14 protein-coding genes and 1 tRNA gene are annotated in these 13,810 nt (G+C 44.0%); 10 read left to right on the top strand and 5 right to left on the bottom strand.

Going from position 1 to position 13,810, the window contains the following annotated elements:
* The first annotated feature begins 141 nt into the window (after window positions 1-141).
* The gene (locus tag B0I21_RS00735; protein ID WP_133638435.1) at window positions 142-642 is read left to right on the top strand and encodes a hypothetical protein; all 501 of its coding nucleotides are present in this window, start codon (window positions 142-144) and stop codon (window positions 640-642) included.
* Between the two features lie 23 nt (window positions 643-665).
* Here B0I21_RS00735 and B0I21_RS00730 read toward each other — a convergent pair whose 3' ends face one another.
* A complete protein-coding gene (locus tag B0I21_RS00730) occupies window positions 666-1,076 on the bottom strand; it encodes an NUDIX hydrolase (RefSeq protein WP_133638434.1) in 411 nt (136 codons plus the stop codon).
* 154 nt (window positions 1,077-1,230) lie between these two features.
* Between B0I21_RS00730 and B0I21_RS00725 the strand changes: the two genes are divergently transcribed.
* The 9 genes from B0I21_RS00725 to B0I21_RS00685 all read left to right on the top strand — a co-directional run bounded on the left by B0I21_RS00725 (window position 1,231) and on the right by B0I21_RS00685 (window position 9,226).
* Window positions 1,231-1,701 (top strand): PA2169 family four-helix-bundle protein, encoded by a 471-nt coding sequence (locus tag B0I21_RS00725; protein WP_133638433.1) that lies wholly within the window; start codon window positions 1,231-1,233, stop codon window positions 1,699-1,701.
* A 49-nt stretch (window positions 1,702-1,750) separates the two neighbouring features.
* Window positions 1,751-2,416, top strand: a complete 666-nt coding sequence (locus B0I21_RS00720; protein ID WP_133638432.1) for a YiiX family permuted papain-like enzyme — start codon at window positions 1,751-1,753, stop codon at window positions 2,414-2,416.
* A gap of 71 nt (window positions 2,417-2,487) precedes the next feature.
* Entirely contained in the window at window positions 2,488-2,769 is a 282-nt protein-coding gene (locus tag B0I21_RS00715; RefSeq protein WP_243835905.1) for a GNAT family N-acetyltransferase, read from the top strand.
* A gap of 668 nt (window positions 2,770-3,437) precedes the next feature.
* Complete coding sequence (locus tag B0I21_RS00710; RefSeq protein WP_133638431.1) at window positions 3,438-3,926, top strand: DNA-deoxyinosine glycosylase; 489 nt, start codon at window positions 3,438-3,440, stop codon at window positions 3,924-3,926.
* A gap of 56 nt (window positions 3,927-3,982) precedes the next feature.
* On the top strand, window positions 3,983-5,161 hold the full coding sequence (locus B0I21_RS00705) for an AIR synthase related protein (RefSeq protein ID WP_133638430.1): 1,179 nt from the start codon (window positions 3,983-3,985) through the stop codon (window positions 5,159-5,161).
* Window positions 5,162-5,172: 11 nt separating this feature from the next.
* The gene (locus tag B0I21_RS00700; protein WP_243835904.1) at window positions 5,173-5,619 is read left to right on the top strand and encodes an ATP-dependent zinc protease family protein; all 447 of its coding nucleotides are present in this window, start codon (window positions 5,173-5,175) and stop codon (window positions 5,617-5,619) included.
* A 44-nt stretch (window positions 5,620-5,663) separates the two neighbouring features.
* Complete coding sequence (gene rimK, locus B0I21_RS00695) at window positions 5,664-6,599, top strand: 30S ribosomal protein S6--L-glutamate ligase (protein ID WP_133638429.1); 936 nt, start codon at window positions 5,664-5,666, stop codon at window positions 6,597-6,599.
* Between the two features lie 534 nt (window positions 6,600-7,133).
* Window positions 7,134-8,420 (top strand): 4Fe-4S dicluster domain-containing protein, encoded by a 1,287-nt coding sequence (locus B0I21_RS00690; RefSeq protein WP_133638428.1) that lies wholly within the window; start codon window positions 7,134-7,136, stop codon window positions 8,418-8,420.
* A gap of 11 nt (window positions 8,421-8,431) precedes the next feature.
* A complete protein-coding gene (locus tag B0I21_RS00685; RefSeq protein ID WP_133638427.1) occupies window positions 8,432-9,226 on the top strand; it encodes a (Fe-S)-binding protein in 795 nt (264 codons plus the stop codon).
* A 69-nt stretch (window positions 9,227-9,295) separates the two neighbouring features.
* On the opposite strand, the gene B0I21_RS00680 is transcribed toward B0I21_RS00685, so the two are convergent.
* From B0I21_RS00680 to B0I21_RS00665, 4 genes are all read right to left on the bottom strand, one after another.
* A tRNA-Leu gene (locus B0I21_RS00680) sits at window positions 9,296-9,378 on the bottom strand.
* A gap of 63 nt (window positions 9,379-9,441) precedes the next feature.
* Window positions 9,442-10,320 carry a Ppx/GppA phosphatase family protein gene (locus tag B0I21_RS00675; RefSeq protein ID WP_133638426.1) on the bottom strand — a complete coding sequence of 293 codons (879 nt, stop codon included), beginning with the start codon at window positions 10,318-10,320 and terminating at the stop codon, window positions 9,442-9,444.
* A 154-nt stretch (window positions 10,321-10,474) separates the two neighbouring features.
* Window positions 10,475-11,089: a hypothetical protein gene (locus tag B0I21_RS00670; protein ID WP_133638425.1), complete on the bottom strand. Its 615-nt coding sequence runs from the start codon at window positions 11,087-11,089 to the stop codon at window positions 10,475-10,477.
* A 63-nt stretch (window positions 11,090-11,152) separates the two neighbouring features.
* On the bottom strand, window positions 11,153-13,726 hold the full coding sequence (locus B0I21_RS00665) for a phosphoenolpyruvate carboxylase (RefSeq protein WP_133638424.1): 2,574 nt from the start codon (window positions 13,724-13,726) through the stop codon (window positions 11,153-11,155).
* Between the last annotated feature and the right edge of the window lie 84 nt (window positions 13,727-13,810).

The raw sequence follows: 13,810 nt of genomic DNA, 5'->3' as shown, positions 1-13,810 counted from the left end.
TTGATTCGACAAATAGCAAAACTGCGCAAATGCAAAACAATTTCGATCAACAAATCGTGAAAATGGAAACAATTTATGGAAAACAAGTCGTGGAAACTATTCTGTATATTTCACGTTAACCTAAGACAAGGAGAAATCGACATGAGAAAATCTTTACTCGTTCTATTCATAGTGCTCGCTACTTTTTCGGTGAGCTACGCCCAGAACAATGTTCAGCAATTTCGCGAGAGCTATCCAAAAGCAAGGAAAGATGCTGCTCTTTGTAAAAAACAGCTGGACATAATTGACCGTATGCAATCTCCTACAGCACTGGAGCTTGCTTACGCGGGCGCCTTTTATGCGGTGTGGCCCGAGCATGTAACATCGCCGCTAAAGAAGCTCAATGCGTTCAAGAAAGGAAAAGACTACCTCGAACAGGCTATCCACGCAGAACCAGGTATGTTGGAGATACATTTCTTGCGACTGACGGTGCAGCACAATGCTCCCGCTATGTTAGGATATAACGGCAATAAAGAAGAGGATCTTGCGATCGTTTTAGAAAAATACGCGACTGCTACATCGCCAGCGCTACGGGCTAACATTAAAGAGTTTCTATTCTCCACCGATCTGCTGGGTGATAGCCAGCGAAAAACATTTGAATAAGGAGCATGCACCAACGACAACCCTTAGCGAGATAAAAGATTATCCGCTAATAATCGTTTGAAGGCTACAAGAACACCCTCCACCTGAACGTCTTGACGGCTGTAACTTTCCAGCGTAAAGTAATCTACGGCCTCGATCTCCGCGCTCGCTCGCATATCTTCCAAAGCGGGATATAAAAAGCAGTCCTGCTCCATAACCAGATTTTCTTCCCCGTACGCATCCGCGGTAATATGACCGTAATACGTCAGTTTATCTCCGTCCAGACCTAATCCTAGTTCCTCTTGGATCTCTCTGAGCAAGGCCTCCTTTGCAGATTCACCAGCATCGATTTTTCCACCGGGTAGATACCACGCTTGCTTATTCCGGCTGTATGCTAACAATATAGCATTGTTGCGAAGTACAATCAACCCCGCGGTAAAAAGCTGTTTTTTCATTTTTTCGTCCATAAAGCACAAATATAGCACGCTATGTCGCCAAGTTCAAGCGCCTGAGGTAGTAATACGGATAAGAAATGAGAATATACTTTTTTTATGCAATACGTCAATCAAAACCGGTCAAACATTGTCTTAAATAAAAAAGCGAGCAGGTATGGGAAATTTAAACGACAAAGACACAGCGCTATTGAAGGATTTAATTGCCATCAACAACGACAGAATAGCGGGATATGCCAAGGCAATAGACCTTGTAGATGCAGAAAACGATGTAGACATCATATCATTATTTGAAAAGCTTGGACAGCAGTCGCAGCAATTCAAAGCGGCGTTGACGCCCCTACTTGTGCGGGAAGGCGAGCAACCTGCCGAAACAAATAGCAGCATGGGAAAACTCTATCGCATGTGGATGGATGTACGTGTGAGCATTGCCGGCGAAGATCGTTACAGCGTCCTTCAATCTTGTGAAAAAGGCGAAGCTGTGTTCGAGAAGATCTATACAGATGTATGGCAGGCGGCAAAGGATATGCCTGAAGAACTATCCGCTATGATCAAGAGCCAGTTGGAAGTTCAAAAAAATGCGCATGCGGAAGTTGCAGCGCTTCGGGATGAGCATGGCCATGCATAGCTAAAGACTTTACATCTTTTTTACTATTTTTAGCATAAATTGCATAACAATGGAAAAAGGTTGGGAGTATTGCTGTTTTGGCTTGATGCTGTTTCTTAGCACGGGCTACACCGTTGCGCGCACTGATCTGCTTGCCTCAGCACATAGTAGCCTTTACGGAGACAGCATCTCGTGGGATGTCGTTCAAAGTGGCGATATCATTTTCCAAACCTCCCTTTCCGAACAAAGTAAAGCCATTATGTTGGCCACAGGTTCGCCCTATTCGCATTGCGGAATCATATGGCGTGAGCACAATCAAATCTATGTATGGGAGGCCGTGCAGCCGGTTAAGAAGACGCTTTTAAAAAATTGGATTGCGCAAGGCATGAATAAAACCTTTCATATTAAACGCTTACGCCATGCCCAAACGCTGCTTGACAAGGAAGCTTTAGCCAAAATGAAAGTATCCCTGAAGCAGTATGAAGGCAAGCCTTACGACGCAGCATTTGCGTGGACAAATGACCGTATGTATTGTTCCGAGTTGGTCTATAAGGTCTATGAAGAGGCTACCGGTCTCAAAATTGGACGATTACAAAAAATGAAGGAGCTTCATGTTGATCACACGCTCGTACGCAGCCAATTGAAAAAGCGCTATGGAAACGCCATTCCATGGGAGATGCTGGTTCTGACACCTGCGGCTATAGCTGAAAGCGAACTACTCGTGACAGTCAAATAGCTTGAGGGAGGTGCCCATCAGCAATATCGCATCGATGAAAACAAACGATCACACATTTAATATAGAAAACCATGATTGAGATTAAACAGAACGATGGACGAAAAGGGAAATTTGAAATTTTTGTAGATGAGCAGCTCGCCGGCGAAATGACCTATACCTGGGCGGGCGATTCCAAATTTATTATTGACCACACCGAAGTCAAGAACGGGTTTGATGGACAAGGATTAGCCAAGAAACTAGTATTGGCAGGAATTGGATTTGCTAGAAACAAACACGTGAAAATTATGCCGCTCTGCCCGTATGCGAAGAGTGTGTTTGATAAAAATGCGGAGTATAAAGATGTGTTGTTTTAGCCTGCTGGATCAAACTGCAACAAACTAAGCCACAGCCGAAGAGATGAACCCTAATATCTCCTTCTAAAAAATTAACAATATCCTTATCGATCCCATAATGATCACCATTGATCAACCTGAGCGAATCCATCCTCAGGTTGACCAGCATGGCGTAATTTTCATAAGCATCGTACTCTTGGCCAAGCAGCCTTGGTACCTAACAAAAATACAACTAATACATAATATAGAAAGTATTTTTTTAAAAAATATGAAACAAACTTGAGGTTACTAAAATAATACTATTGAATATAAAATATTATTTAAGATAAATAATGCAAAATATTAGCGTTAATCTATATTTTATTTATCCCTTTACGCACACGATTGCGCGTGATTCAAAAACAAGTGAATGAACAATTAAAGCAATGATCTATTTGGCTGATGTAGACCATTTTTTGACCTCACTTTAATGAATTTTTAACCCCTATGTTATAAAAGTCACATTTGCGTTTATCTCCTACTAGAAGCGTATGGGCTTACTGTGAAAAAAAGGTACAAGCAACGAACCAATTCGTAAACAGATTCCATCCTTCCTGCATTTTTGATCGGATGAAACATTGCAACATACAGGTTATAGGCTGGCAAGTAAAGGCATCGTCGCCAATTTTTATTTTTGCTATATTCGAAGTATGATCAAGAAATCTTTTGATGCGATTGTTCCAGCAAACAGCAAGGTGCTTATCTTGGGCTCGCTGCCCGGTGATCGTTCATTAGCTGAACAGCAATATTACGCCCATCCGCAGAATCGATTCTGGAAGCTTATCTTTCATCTGTTTGAGGAGGACCTGCCCACGGATTATCCAGCGCGTTTGGCGCTATTACATAGACATGGAATTGCTTTATGGGATGTGTGTCAAACCGCGTTCCGCAAAGGGAGTATGGACTTGGACATCTTACAAGAAGTGCCAAACCCCATCCCCCAATTATTGGAAACCCAACCCGGTATACAAGCCATCTTTTTCAACGGCCAAAAGGCGGAAAAACTGTTCGACAAGTATTTTCAGCGAAGCGAGGGAATAAGCTACTACACACTGCCCAGCAGCAGCCCAGCAAATGCCAGCTTCAACCAAGACCGGCTTTTGGAACGTTGGAAAACCATCCATGCCGTGCTAACCTAATTTCTTTTCTTTTCGGTTTTAAGAATAGCATTGTGTTTGTTACTTTTGCAAGCAAGATGTCAGACTTAAAATACAACCAACGAGGTGTATCCGCAGGAAAAGAGGATGTGCACAATGCTATCAAGAACATTGATAAAGGGCTTTTCCCAAAAGCTTTCTGCAAGATCATACCCGATATTTTGGGCAATGACGCTGCCTGGTGCAACATTATGCACGCGGACGGAGCGGGCACAAAGTCATCATTGGCCTATGTATATTGGAAAGAAACGGGCGACATCTCTGTTTGGCGAGGCATCGCGCAAGATGCAATTATTATGAATGTAGACGATCTACTATGTGTTGGCGCTGTAGACAATATCTTGCTTTCATCCACCATTGGGAGAAATAAAAACCTGATACCCGGCGAGGTAATCGCTGAAATTATCAACGGGACCGAGGAGATCTTGCAGGAATTACGCGATTTAGGTTTAGGTATTTTCTCCACCGGTGGAGAAACAGCTGATGTGGGTGATCTGGTCCGGACGATTATTGTGGACAGTACGGTAACATGCCGTATGAAACGCGAAGAAGTGATTTCAAATCATAAAATTAAGGCTGGAAATGTTATCGTCGGTTTGGCATCTTATGGGCAAGCAACCTACGAAAAAGAGTACAATGGCGGAATGGGCTCCAATGGCCTCACCTCCGCACGTCATGACGTGTTTCATAAATATGTAGCAGAAAAATACCCGGAAAGTTATGATCCTGCCGTTCCCTACGAATTGGTTTTTGCCGGCGGATGTAAACTAACGGATGAAATCACTGTAGCAAACGAGCAGACCGTTTCAGCAGGTAAACTGGTTCTTTCGCCCACGCGAACTTACGCACCAGTTATCAAAGCCATATTGGATAAATATAGGGCGCAAATTGACGGCATGGTGCATTGCTCGGGTGGAGCACAAACAAAAGTCCTACATTTTGTGGACGATGTGCATATCATCAAAGACAACTTATTTCCGATTCCACCACTTTTTAAGCTTATTCAGGAACAGTCTAATACGAACTGGGAAGAGATGTATAAGGTCTTTAATATGGGACATCGTATGGAACTCTATGTTCCGGAAGAAATTGCTGCAGATTGTATCGCTATGTCAGAATCGTTTGGTATAGCTGCACAAATTATAGGCCGGGTTGAGGATGCATCCAGCAAAAAGGTGACCATCCGTTCGCCCCATGGCGAGTTTGTTTACGAATAAACGCTGTGCTAATGGTCGTATTGAAAGAGAAACGTATTATTGGTAGTATTGAAACGGTAGATCTTCCAGAATTGGGATTGTACAACATCTATGCGAAAATTGATACGGGTGCAGAAACATCGGTACTCCATTGCGAAGATTTCGAAGTATTTGAAAAGGATGGACATCGCTACATCCGCTGCTACATTGCGGGGCATCCGGAAGATGACAACGCGGAGGTCGTGCAGCTCACATTCCCTATCCATCGCGAGCGCGTCGTGCGCAGCTCGTTCGGGCAGGCTGAAACGAGACACATTTTTTTAACGAAAATAAAACTATTCAACACCTTATTTACCATCAAACTATCGGTGAGAGACCGATCCTCTATGTCCTACCCGATGCTATTAGGTAGAAATTTTATCAGTGGCAAATTTCTGGTAGACGTTTCCAAAAAGCATCTGGCGAAAAACATATCCTAAAACTTATTATCGATTTATCTGTTCATCTCAATAAATTTTTCTCAGTGAATATAGCCGTATTATCGACGAATAGAAACCTCTATTCCACAAAGCGCTTGGTCGAGGCTGCCGAATCACGTGGACACAACTGTCAAGTCATTGACCATAGCAAATGCTATGTGGGCATACAACAAGGAAAGCCCACCATTCATTATAAAGGTCAAGATCTATCACATATTGATGCCATTATCCCAAGAATAGGATCGTCATTAACCTTCTATGGGTCGGCCATCGTTCGCCAATTTGAAGTTATGGACGTGGTATCAGCCAACCCCAGCCAAGCTATCACGCGCTCGCGGGACAAGCTGAGGTGTATGCAGATCTTGTCTGGTGCTGGTCTGGGACTCCCGATTACGGGATTTGCCCGCTCCGTCTCTGACGTAGACGACCTGATCAATATGGTGGGCGGAGCGCCGCTGGTGATTAAGCTATTGGAAGGAACGCAGGGTATCGGCGTTGTATTGGCCGAAACAAAAAAAGCGGCTTCATCGGTTATCGAAGCCTTTTATGGTTTAGGAAATAACATTCTTATCCAGGAATATATTAAAGAGGCGAAGGGTACAGATATACGTGCATTCGTGGTCGATGGCAAAGTAGTGGGCGCGATGAAGCGAACGGCAAAGGAAGGCGAATTCCGATCCAACCTACACCGGGGTGGCACCGCAGAAATTGTGAAACTCAGCAGAGCAGAAAAGGAAACCGCGATCTCCGCGGCGAAGGCCATGGGGCTAACCGTGGCTGGCGTTGATATGCTGCCGTCATCGCGTGGGCCACTTATTCTAGAGGTGAACTCTTCACCCGGCCTGGAAGGCATAGAAAGTGCCACAGGCAAAGATATAGCGCTGGAAGTAATTACGTACCTAGAAGGTCAGTATGCAGCGAAACAGGCGTTGAAACCAGTGGTGCCGAAGCGAAAAATCAAAAAAGAAAGTAAACTTTAATTCTACAGAGGGCGAGAAGAATTAATGCTTCCGCCCTTTGCCAGGACAAGGCCTTCCTTTTTTCCTAAAAATGGAAGCAAAAAAATCGTCGCTTATTTTTGTTGCATCCTTATTGGACAGTGCGAAGGCAAATGATGGCACACGCAACAAAACTGAGGCGACATTTCGTTTAATAATGGAACGTGCAGTTGAAAGTAAAAAGTCAACAAAGAAGAATTGCGATCCTGTCACGCTAAACGTTATACGTACTGATTGACCTCGTAGAGGTCATACATCGATAGCAAATCATTTACAATTTAAAACCGACCCCTAGTGGGGTCGAAAATCATGGCGGATTTTGTGGCTATATACATTTGACCCCGTGGAGTCATTCCTGTTCAGTTTTCGCATTACCCACTACGCATTACGCAATACTCACTACTCACTACTCACTACCAAAAATCTCACTACTTATTTGTAATCTCTCCAAATTAATATTATGCTAGCATAGTATTAATTTGTATCTTTATATTTGTTAGAACCTGAAAGAATTTTATGATCGGTCAAGTTATTTTTTTGATTTTGCTCCTTGCAGCCATCGCATTTTTTACTCGAAATGCCCGTCGTATATATCGAAACATCAAATTAGGAAAAGATGAAAAGCGCAATGACCAGCCGGGAAGACGTTTAAAAACGATGTTATTGGTTGCTTTTGGGCAGAATAAAATGTTCAAAAAGCCCCTCCCGGCCATCTTACATCTTTTCGTATACGTTGGCTTTTGCATCATCAACATAGAAATGTTGGAGATTGTTATCGACGGTGTGTTTGGAAGTCATCGGGTCTTTTCCTTCTTGGGTCCTTTCTATAGTTTTTTAATCTATGCATTCGAGCTGTTGGCTTTTGCCGTACTGGTCAGCTGTGTCATCTTCTTGATTCGCCGGAATTTGATGCGCATTTATCGCTTCGGTGGCCGAGAATTGACCAAATGGCCAAGGACCGACGCGAATCTTATCCTGATAACGGAGGTACTCCTGATGGCTGCATTTCTACTGATGAATGCTGCTGATTACAAATTGCAATCGTTCGGCCATTATCCTACGGCCGGCGCCTTCCCCATAAGCCAGTACTTAGCCCTAATGCTGCCGAACAACGTCGACTGGCTTATCAGCATCGAGCGCACGGCGTGGTGGTTTCATATCATCGGCGTATTGGCTTTCCTGAACTATTTGCCTTTATCAAAGCACCTGCATATCGTGCTGGCTTTTCCAAACACCTATTTCTCGAAACTTGAACCGAAGGGGAAGTTTGAAAACATGCCTTCGGTGACAGGGGAAGTCCGAGCAATGATAGATCCCACCGTTCCTGCACCAACTGCGGAAGTTGGACGGTTTGGTGTGAAGGACGTTCACGATCTCACCTGGAAAAATTTGCTTGATGCATATACCTGCACCGAATGCGGACGATGCAGCGCGGCCTGCCCTGCCAATATAACCGGTAAATTGCTATCGCCACGCAAGATCATGATGGATACGCGCGATCGCCTAGAGGAAGTAGGCCGCAACATCGATACAAACAAAACCTTTCACGATGATGGAAAGTCGCTACTGGATGATTACATCAAGCGGGAGGAAATCTGGGCATGCACCACCTGTAATGCATGTGTCGAGCAATGTCCTGTCAATATCAATCCATTGGAGATTATTATGGGGTTACGCCAATATGCTATTATGGAAGAATCACAAGGCCCCTCAAGTATTAACGCCATGCTGAGCAATCTAGAAAACAACGGCGCTCCTTGGAAATATTCACCAGCAGACAGAGCCAATTGGGCAAATTCTTAATACAACAGCGTATGGAAACGACATTTCATATTCCTACAGCGGCAGAAATGCTGGCCAAAGGAGAAACACCAGACCTTTTGTTCTGGGTAGGATGCGCGGGCAGCTTTGACGAGCGTGCACAGCGTATCACGAAAGACATCTGTAAGATATTAAATCACGTCGGTATAAAGTATGCCATACTAGGTACGGAAGAAAGCTGTACAGGCGACCCAGCGAAACGCGCCGGCAACGAGTTCCTATTCCAGATGCAGGCCATGACGAACATACAGATTTTGGAGGGATACGCCGTCAAAAAAATTGTGACGGCTTGTCCACACTGTTTCAATACCCTGAAAAACGAATACCCAAATCTGGGTGGTAACTTCGAAGTAATCCACCACACCCAGCTGATCCAATCCTTAATTGACGAAGGAAAATTAAAACCGGCTGATGGTCATAGCTTCAAAGGAAAACGCATTACCTACCATGATCCGTGCTACCTCGGAAGAGCCAATGAGGTTTATGAAGCCCCGCGAAAGGCGCTGGAAGTGTTAGACGCTGATTTGGTAGAACTAAAGCGCTGCAGGAGTAATGGCCTTTGTTGCGGTGCCGGCGGAGCACAAATGTTTAAAGAGCCAGAGGCGGGCACAAAAGATGTCAATATCGAGCGCATGGAAGACGTGCTGGCTTCAAAAGCAAACATTGTTGCCGCTGCCTGTCCCTTTTGTATGACCATGCTTCGCGACGGCGTGAAAATGAAGGATAAAGAACAGGAAATTCAAGTACTAGACATCGCGGAGATTACCGCAGCAGCAAATAAATTGTAAGTCGGGCTTGAGCGCGCATGCACGCAATAACAAAAAAGACTCTCCCTGCGGAAAGTCTTTTTTTTGATGTGCCCAGGAGCAGATTCGAACTGCCACGCCCATAAGGCGCCACCCCCTCAAGATGGTGCGTCTACCAATTTCGCCACCTGGGCATTGCGTTAGCAAAAGTAACGCTTTTTGGGACATTCGGAAAAGATTTTAAAGAATTTATAGCGTTATTTTGCTAAGTTCCTGTCTATCAAAGTCTGAATAATACCATCGACTAAACCCACTCTGGGGGCTACAATATTTTTTAAATGACCTACTTTCATGATCGTTAGGAAGATCTCCGCGGCTGGTATAATAACATCCGCGCGGTCTTGTTTCAAACCTAAAACATGAATTCTATCTTTCAGCGAATAGGAGCTTAAATACAGGTATATGGCTTTTAGCTTTGCATAAGACATAGGCTTATCCATTTTCTCGTTTGCAATCCGCGACAGCTTGTTGATATTACCACCTGTACCGATGCCATAGATATTCTTATAGATTTTCGTATGTTCGCGCACCCACTTTTTCATATCGTCCCAAGTGTCTGGACTATCTTGATTATCGAGGATGCGGATCGTGCCCAGATTAAACGAGCGCGAGGCTACCAGTTGTGCATTTGCAAACAATGATATCTCCGTACTCCCGCCACCCACATCAATATAAAGATAGACTTTGTTTTTGTCCATATTTTCCTGCAGGTTGCTATTGTAGATAATAGCAGCTTCTTTTGCGCCGTCAATAATTTGTATATCTATGCCTATCTTGCTGCACGCTTTAACGATCTCTGGACCATTGTCTGCATCGCGCATGGCAGATGTTGCACAGGCCATGTAATCACTCACGCGGTAAACGTCCATCAAGTTTCGAAAAGCCTGCATCGTTTTTACCATGTTTTCGAACTTTGGCACCGATATATGTTGATGGATAAACGCGTCGTCACCCAGCCGCAGGGGAACGCGAATGAGGGCTTCTTTTGTAAACTTTATTGGATTGCTTTCTTCGTTGACCTCCGCGATCAATAATCTAACCGCATTCGACCCGATATCTATTGCTCCGTATCTCACAAATAGTATGTTTGGAATTAGTGTTTGACATTAAATTCTACAATAATAACAAATGCAATATTAATATGATGTTAACTTATTATTATTTTACCTCTAAAAATAAAAAAAAGGGACACAATAATTGCATCCCTTTCCATTTGATTATTGTTATTTTTTAGTGGTGCGCATGCGCATCTTCTTTTCCGCCGGCCATAACAAACAGTTCGTTAACCTTTTCTACATTAGCTTTAGCAAAGGAACGAAGATCTTTGTCTGTATTACGGGTTAGTCTTTCGAATTGGTCTTTGATAGCCGCAGCCTCATGTTGAACATGGTGCATATAGCTCTCATCGGAATAAGCGCCTGCATGATCATGGCTGGCAGTGGCGTGAAGATCCGCAGTAGCCGAGTCTGCTGCATGATTTTGATGAGCAGCGGAATGTACAGTTTCATGTGGAGCCGCAAAAGGTTGCGCACCTTTCACCGGGAAATCTACTTGCTTCAAGATAGCCAAACTATCCAAGCCCGGTATGATCGCCGCATAAACTTCTTGCGCTTTGGCAGCAAGTTGTCTTACCTGCGCGGAAGTAGCAGCAGTTTGTGCATACTTCGCATAATCCGCCTCGTAGACAACCTTAGCACCTACGATTTCAAAAAATTGAAACGCGTCGCCATCAGCTAAGCTTGTATGCGTATACTTTAATTGATTTTCTTTAGCAGTCTGTGGATTACAAGAAGCTAACAAAGCGCTGGCACATACACCGGCAACAAATAAAGTTTTAAATTTCATCTCTTTTCTTTTTATGCTACAAAAATATAAAAATAATCGGGTTTACCGTTCCAAATAAACATTTTAAGCCAGATTACGCCCCGCATTTACCACACCATAAATCGTGCGTGCTATCAGCTTTCTATAAATGGCTTCCTTGTCTTCCGATAACCCGTTATCCCGTAACGCACGTATCGCATAATGCTGTATAATCAAGAGCGGCAACACGATTTTTTCACGTGCCAGTATGGAGGCCCGCTCGATAGGATAATGCTCCATAAGCACAGAAGAATTGCTCAGCTTCATCACATAACTCCGCGTAAGTTCATACTCTTCTTTCAGCATCGACCAAAATTCAGAAAATGTCTCGTCGTATTGCATATAGGCTGTCACATCAAAATTGGATTTAGTCATAGACATCATACAATTATCGATGATCGTCTTAAACATACCAGAGCTTTCGTACAGATTTTTCACGTAAGACCATAGGTTGTTTTCGTCCGCCCAGCGCAAGGCCGTTCCAACGCCGTAAAAACCCGGGATATTTTGCTTCAGCTGGCTCCATGACGTTACGAAGCTAATAGCGCGTAGGTCTTCCAAGCGTAGCTCGCCACCTGCATTACGCTTCACCGGCCGACTGCTGATATTGACCTCAGAAAGCTGCTTTAACGGACTTAAGGTCTCCAGATACTTCAGAAATAACGGATGCTTCCGCAGCGACATAAACTTCGCATGGCTTTCTTGCGCCATCTGGTCGATCACCTCTTTCTGTTTCTTCGTCAGCGTATCACCATCCTTCTGCTGAATTTCGGAAATGATGCCGGCTTGCAATAATAACTCAATGTTGTGCTGTGCGGTTTCCAAAGATCCATACTGACTGCTGATCGTTTGTCCCTGGATGGTAAGCTGTATATGCTCATTGGCAATTTCTTTACCCATAGAGGCGTAAAAGCGTTGCGTTTTTCCACCACCGCGCGCAGGGGGGCCGCCTCGTCCATCGAAGAAAACTAGATCCACGTCATATTCGCGTGCAATAGCAGTCAGTTCGATTTTAGCTTTGTAAATGGACCAGTTAGCCATCAGGTAGCCGCCATCTTTTGTGCTGTCCGAAAAACCAAGCATAATCGTCTGTTTATTACCGCGCTGTTTGATATGCTCGGCATAGCGCTCATTATCATACAAGCTACGCATAACGTCCGCCGCACGCTTAAGATCGTCAACGGTTTCGAAAAGAGGGACAAAGTCTATCGTTAACGATTCTTTCTTCCAGCCAGACCACAAGAACAACTGCATAAGACCCAAAATATCAGAAGCTTGCTGGCAATTGCTGATGATAAACCGTTGTGCGGCACGTTCGCTTCCGCTCTGTTGTATCGCTTTCAAGAGCTCGATCACTTCCAGCGTGTCGACGATAAGTTTATCAGCATCCGCATCAAAGCCTAAGCTCAGCTCGGAAAATGGAATACGCTTTTCTTTCGCTTCCTCGGAGTCTGCAATATCTTGTAACGCAATACCCGTCTCTGGATAACGTTCCACCAGATAATTAAAGGTGTTGCGCAATATGCTACTATCTTGGCGAATATCCAACGTGGTGAAATAACAGCCAAACGTGATCACTTTGCGAATCAGATCTTCCACGAGCTCCACAAATAATCCGTTATGCCGCGTGTTCAACACATCTTTCACGGCATTTAAATTTTCTAGAATCACAGGCGTTTCATCGACTGGATTTTCTGCGGGGTTGAAGCTATTGTTGTAAAATAAAGTTTGTAAAACGTCCAGATACTTTTCTACACCGCGAAAGGTAATGCGCCGGCGTACAAGCCGGAAATCGCGGTAGTAGCAACGAAACAAAATGGTACGCAACATGCTGGCCACTTTCTTCGTACTTTCCGCATTCACATTCGGATTTCCATCGCGGTCTCCCCCTGGCCAAAAGCCTAGTTCAATCAGTTGTTTAACATCCTCTATGGGCACCTCGAGCTCACTATCGATCTTTGATTGAATTTCGGAGGCAACTTTATAAAACACGTTTTCAAGAAACCAAGCCAAGCTCGCCGCTTCATCTACGGGCGTAGGCTTCTCCTTATTGATAAAGGGGGTTTTGCCTAACTGCTGTAACAGCGACTGGATATTGGGCACATCGTTTCGCTTTAAGGCATCGATAAGATCGGTGATAATGGCTAACACAGGACCCGGATAAAATTGCGTCGGGTGCGCTGTCAACACCAGTCTGACAGAAAAATCACGCAACTTTTCAACAATGTCTCTCTTGAGCTCAGGATTGTCTTGGGCACGTTGAAAAAGTCCTTGCAGGATACCTGACTCATCCGTTTTGCCTACACTTTGAAACGCCGAATCTTCGACAGCATCAAAAAGAACAACTTGTCGTTCAATGTATTGGACAATACGGAAAAGAAAATCTATTCGATCTTCTTCCTGCACATATTGCTCATATTGCCCAAAAAAGCTCTCTATAATATCTTCCGGCGTCAGATGCTCATCAACGCCTTTTTCGCAATGCGTAGAGAAAAATGGGAGTATCGTTCCCGTATGCTTTACCCGCTGGAAGGGCAAGGTTAAAAACAAACTTTTGTATAAGTCAAAGCGTGTTAATACTTCGTTGTGAAAAACGGATTGTTTTTGACTGATTTTCATGCTTAAGATTATGGAATAACATAGGATCGAATACTATTGGATTCGAACCGCTCTAAATTATATAATATTTAAAATAAACACAAG

The organism is Sphingobacterium paludis (assembly GCF_004364125.1).
GTDB lineage: Bacteria > Bacteroidota > Bacteroidia > Sphingobacteriales > Sphingobacteriaceae > Sphingobacterium > Sphingobacterium paludis.
Note: the sequence above shows the minus strand (reverse complement) of the source record. Positions and strands in the feature narration are given on the sequence as shown.

Coding starts and splice junctions, on each gene's coding strand:
- B0I21_RS00735 (WP_133638435.1), top strand. CDS start 142: ATGAGAAAATCTTTACTCGTTCTATTCATAGTGCTCGCTACTTTTTCG.
- B0I21_RS00730 (WP_133638434.1), bottom strand. CDS start 1,076: ATGAAAAAACAGCTTTTTACCGCGGGGTTGATTGTACTTCGCAACAAT.
- B0I21_RS00725 (WP_133638433.1), top strand. CDS start 1,231: ATGGGAAATTTAAACGACAAAGACACAGCGCTATTGAAGGATTTAATT.
- B0I21_RS00720 (WP_133638432.1), top strand. CDS start 1,751: ATGGAAAAAGGTTGGGAGTATTGCTGTTTTGGCTTGATGCTGTTTCTT.
- B0I21_RS00715 (WP_243835905.1), top strand. CDS start 2,488: ATGATTGAGATTAAACAGAACGATGGACGAAAAGGGAAATTTGAAATT.
- B0I21_RS00710 (WP_133638431.1), top strand. CDS start 3,438: ATGATCAAGAAATCTTTTGATGCGATTGTTCCAGCAAACAGCAAGGTG.
- B0I21_RS00705 (WP_133638430.1), top strand. CDS start 3,983: ATGTCAGACTTAAAATACAACCAACGAGGTGTATCCGCAGGAAAAGAG.
- B0I21_RS00700 (WP_243835904.1), top strand. CDS start 5,173: ATGGTCGTATTGAAAGAGAAACGTATTATTGGTAGTATTGAAACGGTA.
- B0I21_RS00690 (WP_133638428.1), top strand. CDS start 7,134: ATGATCGGTCAAGTTATTTTTTTGATTTTGCTCCTTGCAGCCATCGCA.
- B0I21_RS00685 (WP_133638427.1), top strand. CDS start 8,432: ATGGAAACGACATTTCATATTCCTACAGCGGCAGAAATGCTGGCCAAA.
- B0I21_RS00670 (WP_133638425.1), bottom strand. CDS start 11,089: ATGAAATTTAAAACTTTATTTGTTGCCGGTGTATGTGCCAGCGCTTTG.
- B0I21_RS00665 (WP_133638424.1), bottom strand. CDS start 13,726: ATGAAAATCAGTCAAAAACAATCCGTTTTTCACAACGAAGTATTAACA.